This window comes from Streptomyces sp. MB09-01, from assembly GCF_033794505.1.
In the GTDB taxonomy this organism is placed as follows: domain Bacteria; phylum Actinomycetota; class Actinomycetes; order Streptomycetales; family Streptomycetaceae; genus Streptomyces.
Genome location: NZ_JARAYQ010000295.1, coordinates 1 through 9309, shown reverse-complemented (window position 1 = coordinate 9309; position 9309 = coordinate 1). Strand labels below are relative to the sequence as shown.

Sequence of the window (9309 nt, the reverse complement as noted above, 5' to 3'; positions counted from 1 at the left end):
GGCCGGGGGTCCGTACGGGGTCCGTAGGGGAGGCGTCCCGTCCACCCTGACCTGCGGCGAGCCCCCCGGGAACCGTCCCGCCCCGCCGATGCGCCCAAGGCACCGGGACGTCCGCCGGGCGGCCGTGCCGGGCGGTGAACGGTCGAACGGCGCGGCGAACGGCAGGCGGCTCAGCCGGTGTCCGCCGTTGGGGTGGGCCCGGTGCCCGTGTGCGGATCCGTTCCTTGACTTGGAGCGTCTACTTCTATGGATTGCAGGTGATCACATAGCGGATAGTCGTACTAATGAGAGCTGGGTAGATGACCAAGCGAACCCGGCCCCAGGCGGTCGCCCTCCTGTCGGCCCTCCTCCTGTCCGCGGCCGCCGCCGGTTGCTCGGGCACCGGCACCCCCGCACCGGCACGCCTCGGGAACGGCGACGGACCGGCCCCCTCCAGCGCGGCCGGCTCCCCGGCCGGCAAGGGCTTCACCCTGGTCGCGAGCGGAGACGTACTGCCGCACAACTCCGTCATCCAGCGCGCGGCGAACGACGCCGGCGGGGACGGCTACGACTTCCGGCCGATGTTCTCCGGCGTCAAGCCCGTGGTCTCCGCAGCCGACCTGGCCCTCTGCCACATGGAGACCATCTACGGGGAGGAGGGCGGGCCGTTCTCCGGCTACCCGGCCTTCAAATCCCCGCCGGAGGTCGCGGACGCGCTGAAGGACGCCGGGTACGACGGCTGCTCGACGGCCTCGAACCACACCCTCGACGACGGGGCCGCGGGGCTGCGCCGCACGCTGGACCGCTTCGACAGGGTCGGGCTGAAGCACGCCGGCTCGGCCCGTACGGCGGCCGAGGCGGCCACGGCGACCACGTACACGGCGGGCTCCGCCAAGGTGGCGCACCTCGCGTACACCTACGACACCAACGGCTACCCGCTGCCCGAGGGCCAGCCGTGGGCGGTCAACCCGATGAAGCAGGACAAGATCATCGCGGATGCGCGGGCCGCCCGGAAGGCCGGCGCGGACGTGGTGCTGGTGAGCGTGCACTGGGGCACGGAGTGGCAGACCGAGCCGGACGGGACCCAGCTCTCGCTCGGCAAGGCGCTGACCGCCTCGCAAACCGGCGGCCGGCCGGACATCGACATCATCCTCGGCACGCACGCGCACGTTCCGCAGCCCTACGAGAAGGTCAACGGCACCTGGATCATCTACGGCATGGGCGACCAGGTCGCGGGCGAGATGTTCAACTACACGGGCGCCCGCGACATGCGGGGCAACTACGGCTCGATCGGGCGCTTCACCTTCGCCCCGCCGGCCGCCGCCGGGCAGCGCTGGCAGGTCACCAAGGCCGAGTTCGTGCCGCAGATGATGGACCTGTCCGCCGGCCGGGTCGTCAACCTCGCACGGCCCTCCGACCGGGACGACCACGAAAGCGCCAGGGACGACATCATCGAGGCCGTGCTCAGCCGCGGCGCCGCCAAGGACGGCCTCACCCTCGCCCAGTAGGAACCCACGGAGCGGTCCCAAGGGACGACGGTCACCTGCCGGCGTGCTCCGTCGTCCTGCCGAGGTGAGGCGATGCCCGGTTCCGCTCGGCGCGCGCACCGGCGCGGCCCTCCCTACAGTGCGAACCATGAGTGCCACCGTGGAGGAGACGCGCGGGACCCGGAACCGCTTCCTCAACCGGGTGCCGGACGGGTTCGGCGCGTTCTTCGGGACCCTCGGCCTGCTGTGCGCGCTGCTCGCGCTCTCCCCGGCACTGCGGCGGCTCCTGCGGCACGTCGTGCGGTTCCTCGACCTGATCGTCGTCCCGGTCAGCGCGAACCTCGCCTACGCCGTGTTCCTCTTCCTCCTCGCCGCGGCCCTCGGCACCCGCAAGAAGGTCGCCTGGTGGATCGTCGTCACCTATTTGGCCCTGCTGATCCTCGACGACGTGCTGGACATGGCCGTCGGCGACTACTGGATCGGCGTCCCCTCCATGGGCGTCGCCGTCGCCGCCATGGCCGTGCTGATCGCCGCCCGCGACGAGTTCTACGCCGCCTCCCGGCCCGGGGCCCTGTGGCACGCCCTGCTCGTGCTGGGCCTCGGCCTGCTCGCCGCCGTCCTCGTGGGCTGGGGTCTCGTCGCCCTCTTCCCCGGCACGCTGCCCAAGGGCCAGTGGCTGGACTGGGCCGCCAAGGAGGTCTTCGGCGGCCTCTTCTCCGCCCGCCAGTTCGACGGCCGCCCGCCCCGCCCGCTGTCCTTCCTGCTCGGCCTCTTCGGCGCCCTCGCCCTGCTGAACGCGGCCGCCACCCTCTTCCGCTCCCAGCGGCTGACCGCCGCCCTGCACGGGGACGAGGAACCCCGCATCCGCGCCCTCCTCGGCGCCTACGGGCGCAACGACTCCCTCGGCTACTTCGCCACCCGGCGCGACAAGGCCGTGGTCTTCGCCCCCAACGGCAAGGCCGCCGTCACCTACCGCGTCGAAGCCGGCGTCTGCCTCGCGAGCGGGGACCCGGTGGGCGATCCCGCCGCCTGGACCCCGGCCGTCGACGCCTGGCTGGCCGTGGCCGGCCGCTACGGCTGGCAGCCCGCCGTCATGGGCGCCTCCGAGGACGGTGCCACCGCCTACGCCCGCTCCGGACTCAGCGCCCTGCAGCTCGGCGACGAGGCCATCCTGCAGGTCGCCCACTTCGACCTCGACGGCCGCGACATGCGCGTCACCCGCCAGGCCGTCAACCGGGTCAAGAGGGCCGGCGCCACCACCCTCATCCGACGTCACTCGGCCCTCTCCGAGGATGAGATGCGGACCATCGTCGACCGGGCGGACCGCTGGCGGGACACCGAGACCGAACGCGGCTTCTCCATGGCCCTGGACCGGCTCGGCGACCCCGCCGACGGGGACTGCCTGCTCGTCGAGGCCTTCGACGCGCAGGGCGAACTGATCGCCCTGCTCTCCTTCGTCCCCTGGGGCAAGGACGGCATCTCCCTCGACCTGATGCGCCGCGACCGCGCCGCCCCGAACGGGGTCATGGAGTTCATGGTCGCCCAGCTGTGCGCCGCGGCCCCCGGCCTCGGCGTCCGGCGGATCTCCCTGAACTTCGCCGTCTTCCGCTCCGCCTTCGAGGAGGGCGGCCGGATCGGCGCCGGACCCGTCCTCAAGCTGTGGCGCAAACTGCTGCTGTTCTTCTCCCGCTGGTGGCAGCTGGAGGCGCTGTACCGCTCGAACGTCAAGTACGGCCCCGAGTGGTACCCGCGGTTCCTCTGCTACCAGGACGCCGGCTCGCTCGCCCGGGTCAGCCTCGCCTCCGGCATCGCCGAGGGCTTCGTCTCCGTACCGAGCCTGCGCACCCTGTGGGGCAACGGCCACCCCAAGGGACTCACCAACCCCGCCACCACCGAAGGGCTGCCCCCCATCGACTCCCTGGGGCTGGACGCCGTGGGGGAGGAGGGCGCGGGCCTCGCCGCGGCCGAGCGGCTGCCCGAGCAGGTCCGCGTCCGCCACGCCAAACTGGAACGCATCCGGGCCGCCGGCACCGACCCCTACCCGGTGGGAATCCGTCCTCGCACCCACACCGCCGCCCAGCTGAAGGCCGCCCACCAGGGCCTCCCGCCCGGCGCCCGGTCCGGTGAACAAGCCACCCTCGCCGGACGCGTGATGGTGGTACGCGACCTCGGCGGCGTGGTCTTCGCCGTCCTGCGCGACTGGTCCGGGGACATACAGCTGATGCTGACCCGCGACGAAAGCGGGAGCGAGGTGCTGGACTCCTTCACCTCCCAGGTCGACTTCGGCGACCACGTCCTCGTGAGCGGCGAGCCCGGTGCCAGCAAGGCCGGCGAGCCCTCCCTCGTGGTCCGGTCCTGGCAGCTCACCGGCAAGTGCCTGCGCCCCCTGCCCGACAAGCGCAAGGGACTCGCCGACCCCGAGGCCCGGGTCCGGCGCCGCTACCTCGACCTCGTCGCGAGCCCCGAGGCACGGGACGTCGTACGGGCCCGGTCCAGCGCCGTCCAGGCCCTGCGCCAGGGGCTGCTGGAGCGCGGCTACCTGGAGGTCGAGACCCCGATGCTCCAGCAGATCCACGGCGGCGCCAACGCCCGGCCTTTCCGCACCCACATCAACGCCTACGACCTCGACCTGTACCTGCGCATCGCGCCCGAGCTGTACCTCAAGCGGCTGTGCGTCGGCGGCATGGAGAAGGTCTTCGAGATGGGCCGCACCTTCCGCAACGAAGGCGTCTCCTACAAGCACAACCCCGAATTCACCATGCTCGAGGCCTACCAGGCCTTCGCCGACTACGACGTGATGCTCGACCTCACGCGCGAACTGATCCAGGGCGCCGCCACCGCCGCTTTCGGCTCTCCGGTCGCCCACAAGGCGGGTGCGGACGGGAAGCTCGTCGTCCACGACATCTCCGGGTCCTGGCCGGTCAAGACCATGTACGGGGCGATCAGCGAGGCCCTCGGCGAGGAGGTCGACGCCGACACCGGGGAACAGGCGCTACGCAGGCTGTGCGACCGGGCCGCCGTGCCGCACGCTCCCGAGGACACCCGTGGCGACGTGGTCCTGGAGATGTACGAACGGCTGGTGGAGGAGAAGACCGAACTGCCCACCTTCTACAAGGACTTCCCCACCGACGTCTCCCCGCTCACCCGCCAGCACCGCAAGGACCCGCGGCTCGCCGAGCGCTGGGACCTGGTCGCCTTCGGCACCGAACTGGGCACCGCGTACTCGGAGCTGACCGACCCGGTCGAGCAGCGGCGCCGGCTCACCGCCCAGTCCCTGCTCGCGGCGGGCGGCGACCCGGAGGCCATGGAGCTCGACAACGACTTCCTGGACGCGCTGGAGTACGCGATGCCTCCGACGGGCGGCCTGGGCATCGGGGTGGACCGCCTGGTCATGTTCCTCACGGGCCTGACGATCCGCGAGACCCTCCCGTTCCCCCTGGTGCGGCGCGGCTGACCGGCCGCCCGGCTGGTCCGGGCGGGTGACGGGGACGGGGCGCGTCCGCGCCTCTCGACATCTGCGGCGATGTCGTTGATACGTAATGATAATGAAAAATGACGAGCCGACAGTAGGGCGGCGCGCGCTCCTGCGTACCGCCGTCTTCCTCGGGGTCGCGGCCGCCGCCGGACTGGTCTCCTCGGGCGGCGAGGGCGGTACGCCGGGCATGCCGCGGGCGGGCGGTGCGCCGGGTGGCGCCGCCGGGCCGGGGCCGAATCCCGCGGCGGGAGCCCCGGGGGCGGCCTTCCCCCAGGGGCTGCCCGAGAAGGCCTACCGGCTGCGCCCCATGACCTCCGACGCACCGGCCCGGCCCGCCGCCTTGAAGCCGGCCGTCCGGACCCGGCCCATCCTGGAGCTCCCGGCCGACGCGGCCACGGCGAGCGCCATGGTCCTCACCTTCGACGACGGCCCCGACCCCCGCTACACCCCGGGCATCCTCGACACCCTCGCCCGGTACGGCGTACGCGCCATGTTCTTCGTCTGCGGGGAGATGGCCGCGGAGAACCCGAACCTGCTGCGCCGGATGGTCGCCGAAGGGCACGTCATCGGCAACCACACCTGGACCCACCCGCTAATCCCCAAGCTCAGCCGGCCCGCCCTCGCCTCCGAGATCGGCCGCACGAGCGAGGTCGTCCAGCAGACCGTCGGCGAGGCGCCGGTGTGGTTCCGGGCGCCGTACGGGGCGTGGAACCGGGCCGCCTTCGAGATCGGGGCCGAGCTGGGCATGGAGCCGCTCGCCTGGACCGTGGACACCCTGGACTGGAAGGAACCCGGGACCGGCACGATCATCTCCCGGGTCCTCGGCGCCGCGGGACCCGGCGTGATCGTCCTGTCGCACGACGCGGGCGGCAACCGCTCGCAGAGCGTCCAGGCGATCTCCTCGTACCTGCCCCAACTGCTGGCGCGGGGCTACCGGATGACCCTGCCGACGCTGCCGCCCCGCTGAGCCGGGCCCTGTCCGGGCCGGTGACGACTCAGCGGGCCTCCACCATGCGGGCGAAGACGACCACGTTGCCGTCGTAGCCCCGGGCCTTCGAGTAGCCGCCGCCGCACGTGATCACCCGGAGTTCCGGGTGCCCGGTGTCCCCGTACACCCGGGCTCCGGGGAAGGCCTCCTTGGAGAAGACCTCCACGCCGTAGACCTCGAACACGGCCGTGCGCCCGTCGTACCGCGCCACCTCGATGCGGTGGCCCGGCTTGACCGAGCCCAGGCCGTAGAAGACCGCCGGGCCCTGCGCGTTGTCCACGTGACCCACGATCACCGCCGAGCCGCGCTGGCCCGGCGAGATGCCGTTGAGGTACCAGCCGGCGAGATTGCGGTCCTGCGGCGGCGGGGCGTCGATCCAGCCCTGCGCGTCCAGCCCGACCGTCATCACCGGCGCGTCCACATTGATCGTGGGGATCCGGATGCGCTGCACCGACGAGTGCTCCAGCACCTCCATGCCCGCGGGCGGCAGCGGCGGATTCGCCGGCAGCTGGTCGGCCGTCACCGCCACGGCCGAGGCCGCGGTGGGCTGGGGCGGTCCGCCACCGACGTCCACCCCGTTGCGCACCATGGCGAGGCCGGTGAGCATGACCAGGGCGAGTACGCCCCACGGTGAGCGTTTGCGTGACTGCCCGGTCTCGTCCTCGCCCATCGTTCTCCCTTCCCGACGCGGGGGTCCCGACCCGCGTTCCTGTCCCGCCCCTGGACGCCCTACCTCACGCACGCTAAGTGCGAGTCGGCGGGACGGCGAGGGGGGAAGGTGCGAACGGGTGGCCGCGGTGCCGGAGGGGGCCGGAAGAGGTGCGTCCATCCAGGTAATCGTCACATAAATGCCTGACGGGTCGTGACCTGCGGATCCGTCAGTTCCGTCGTCCGCGCTTCGGCGTGTCGCTCAACCGGGCGGCCCAAAGACGGAAATGCGGAGCTTGCGGGGCGGCCGGAGGGTTCGACGTGGGAGGCGTTCTCGTCGATCATCCGGGGCCGACGCTCCGGGGCGCTTCCCGCTGGAGGTTCCACCATGCGTGTCTTGCGCGCTCTAACCGTGACGGCGGCAGCCTGCGCCGCGATCGGCCTCAGTGTCCCGTTCGCCTCCGCGAACCAGAACCCCGGTGGTCAGGGCGGGAACGGCGGTCCCAGCAACATCTCGGTCAACCCGTACGCCGTGCACCAGGGATCCACGATGCAGGTGAGCGCGGCGGGCTGCGGACACGGCGGTACCGTCACCTCGCACGGCAACTTTCCGCCGGCCAACCTGTCCGCCGGGACGATCGGCTTCGCGAACGTCCGGATCTTCAACCATGCCTCGCCCGGCCACCACACGCTGTCGGTCCGGTGCAACGACAGCAGCCTGGTCGCCACGCACCGCTTCACCATCCTGCAAGGCAACCCCTCGCAGGGCGGCATCGGCGGTTCCTTCGGCCCGTCCGCCGCCGAGACCGCCATCGGTGCGGGCCTCGTCGGCGTCGCGGCGCTCGGCGCGGGGGCCCACGTGGTGCGCCGCCGCCGTCCGCTCCGCAGCCGGGCCTGACCGGTCGGCCTCCCCGGTCAGGCGTCCCCCGCCCGTGCTCCCGGCAGCGGGAACACGGGCGGGTTCTTCAGTGGCTGCGGTCGGAGCCCCTGCGGCGCAGGGCGTACGCGGTGCCGCCCGCGGCGGCGAGGACGAGTCCGGCGCCCGCGCCGAGCTCCACCGGATCCATGCCGGCCACGCTGCCGCCGAGGCCGCCGCGGACACCGCGGGCGGAATCGGCGACGGTGGCGTTCGTGGGGTTGACGGCCCTTGGGGCGGTCACGGTGGCGGTCCGCGTGGAACTCGTGGTCGGCAGGGTCGTGCCGCCCGCGATCGTGAGGTCGGCCGACCCGGTCTCCCCGTTGCACGTGAAGGAGACGGAGTAGACGGCCCCGCGCCGGGCGTCCCGGTCCACGTTGACCCGCACGGTCTGCCCGCGGGCGATGCTCACGGTGTCGAAGACCCCGGAGGAAGCGGTGGCGTAGGCGGCGGTGCAGCCGCTGACCGCGAGGACCGTCTGCCCGCCCGGGGCCACGGTGGAGGGGGTGAGCGTGAAGCCGAACGAGGTGACCTGCCGGGCCTCGGCCGCGGTCGCGCCGGACGCGCCGAGGGCACCGAGCGCGAGTACGGCGCCCGTGGCGCCGGCGCTGAGCAGAACGGTGACGGAGCTGCGTATCGCACCCATGGTTGAGTCTCCGGATCCCCGAGGAGCAGCCGCGGAACGGTTTTCCGCACGTGGGGGGTCGTGCGCCTCGATGTCCGCCACGCTAGGTGCGGGTGCGGTGACCCGCGATCAGGAACGGGCGAATGGGGCATGGCCGTAGGCCGAACCGGGGACGGGAGGCCCGTCCCCGGTTTGCCGGGCGCGGTCCGCCGCCTGTCGGACGGCTTTCAACCGCCGAGGTCCAGCTGCGGGAACTGCGCGAGGAAGGGTTCGGCGGTGGCCGCGATGCCCCGCCCGAAGGGCGCGTCGAAGTCCCAGATCAGGAACAGCAGGAACGCGATGAGCGCGCTGAACAGGCCGGCCAGCAGCAGTTCCCGGAACGACCGCCTGATCTGCAGCGTGAAGATCAGCCCCACCGTCACCAGGGCGCCCGCGATCAGCCCGAACCACACCACCCCCGGCATGGTGGCCCCGGCGCTCTGGCCGCGCGCACTGCGGGCGTCGTCCGCCACCGCGACCTGGTCGACCAGCGGCTGGTACGCCTGCCCCTCGTGGTCGGTCTGCGGCTCGTAGTCGGTGACGTCCCGGCGGATACGTTCCAGCAGCTCACCGCCGCGGTCCGTGAGGTCGCCGTGCTCGGCCATCTCCTTCCACTCGGTGTCCACCACGTACGTCACGTACGCGTTGACATCGGACCGGATCTTCTTGCGCACCTCGGCCGGATAGACCTCGGAGCGGACACTGATCTCGTGCAGGGCCTGCGCCTCCTGGCGCACGTACTCCTGGGCGGCGCCGCGCCCCTCCCAGACGCCGGCGATCGCCAGGCCGAGCACGATCGCGTAGATCACGCCGATCATCATCGTCATGTATTCGATGACGTCCGGGGTTTCGTTCGGATCGTCGTTCTCGCCGATCCTGCGGTGATTGAAGAAGGCGATGGACAACACCACGGCACAGGCCGCGGCCATCGCGAGGGACAGGACGAGCCATTCCGACAAGATGACTCCCGATCGGTTTCAGGTGGGGCGGGTCAGCGCGGGCGCAGCGCGACGATCGCGAGCACCGCGGGAGCCGCGGTCAGCAGGGTGAAGGTCACCGGCGAGATGTGGTGCTCCACCGGTTTGCGGGCCGGCGCGTGGTACGCGGGGCGGGCCACCGGCCTCGGCGGCGGTGGCCCGCCCCGCGTACCAC

Annotated in this window: 7 protein-coding genes; 4 read left to right on the top strand and 3 right to left on the bottom strand. The window is 72.4% G+C overall.

The features are described 5' to 3' along the window. Window positions 1-299 precede the first annotated feature (299 nt). The 3 genes from PV721_RS37255 to PV721_RS37245 all read left to right on the top strand — a co-directional run bounded on the left by PV721_RS37255 (window position 300) and on the right by PV721_RS37245 (window position 5908). Window positions 300-1487 carry a CapA family protein gene (locus PV721_RS37255; RefSeq protein WP_319732345.1) on the top strand — a complete coding sequence of 396 codons (1188 nt, stop codon included), beginning with the start codon at window positions 300-302 and terminating at the stop codon, window positions 1485-1487. 127 nt (window positions 1488-1614) lie between these two features. Then, complete coding sequence (lysX, locus tag PV721_RS37250; protein ID WP_319732343.1) at window positions 1615-4920, top strand: bifunctional lysylphosphatidylglycerol synthetase/lysine--tRNA ligase LysX; 3306 nt, start codon at window positions 1615-1617, stop codon at window positions 4918-4920. 91 nt (window positions 4921-5011) lie between these two features. Beyond that, the gene (locus tag PV721_RS37245) at window positions 5012-5908 is read left to right on the top strand and encodes a polysaccharide deacetylase family protein (RefSeq protein WP_319732341.1); all 897 of its coding nucleotides are present in this window, start codon (window positions 5012-5014) and stop codon (window positions 5906-5908) included. Between the two features lie 28 nt (window positions 5909-5936). On the opposite strand, the gene PV721_RS37240 is transcribed toward PV721_RS37245, so the two are convergent. Next, window positions 5937-6599: a class F sortase gene (locus PV721_RS37240; RefSeq protein ID WP_319732339.1), complete on the bottom strand. Its 663-nt coding sequence runs from the start codon at window positions 6597-6599 to the stop codon at window positions 5937-5939. 366 nt (window positions 6600-6965) lie between these two features. Here PV721_RS37240 and PV721_RS37235 point away from each other — a divergent pair, with 366 nt between their 5' ends. Next, a complete protein-coding gene (locus PV721_RS37235) occupies window positions 6966-7475 on the top strand; it encodes a hypothetical protein (protein ID WP_319732337.1) in 510 nt (169 codons plus the stop codon). A gap of 67 nt (window positions 7476-7542) precedes the next feature. On the opposite strand, the gene PV721_RS37230 is transcribed toward PV721_RS37235, so the two are convergent. Both PV721_RS37230 and PV721_RS37225 read right to left on the bottom strand, forming a co-directional pair. After that, complete coding sequence (locus tag PV721_RS37230) at window positions 7543-8139, bottom strand: hypothetical protein (protein WP_319732335.1); 597 nt, start codon at window positions 8137-8139, stop codon at window positions 7543-7545. 206 nt (window positions 8140-8345) lie between these two features. Then, on the bottom strand, window positions 8346-9116 hold the full coding sequence (locus tag PV721_RS37225; protein ID WP_319732333.1) for a hypothetical protein: 771 nt from the start codon (window positions 9114-9116) through the stop codon (window positions 8346-8348). Between the last annotated feature and the right edge of the window lie 193 nt (window positions 9117-9309).

Excerpts from the sequence above, each read along its gene's own strand:
- PV721_RS37240 (WP_319732339.1), bottom strand. The coding sequence starts at position 6,599 with ATGGGCGAGGACGAGACCGGGCAGTCACGCAAACGCTCACCGTGGGGC.
- PV721_RS37235 (WP_319732337.1), top strand. The coding sequence starts at position 6,966 with ATGCGTGTCTTGCGCGCTCTAACCGTGACGGCGGCAGCCTGCGCCGCG.
- PV721_RS37245 (WP_319732341.1), top strand. The coding sequence starts at position 5,012 with ATGAAAAATGACGAGCCGACAGTAGGGCGGCGCGCGCTCCTGCGTACC.
- lysX (WP_319732343.1), top strand. The coding sequence starts at position 1,615 with ATGAGTGCCACCGTGGAGGAGACGCGCGGGACCCGGAACCGCTTCCTC.
- PV721_RS37255 (WP_319732345.1), top strand. The coding sequence starts at position 300 with ATGACCAAGCGAACCCGGCCCCAGGCGGTCGCCCTCCTGTCGGCCCTC.
- PV721_RS37230 (WP_319732335.1), bottom strand. The coding sequence starts at position 8,139 with ATGGGTGCGATACGCAGCTCCGTCACCGTTCTGCTCAGCGCCGGCGCC.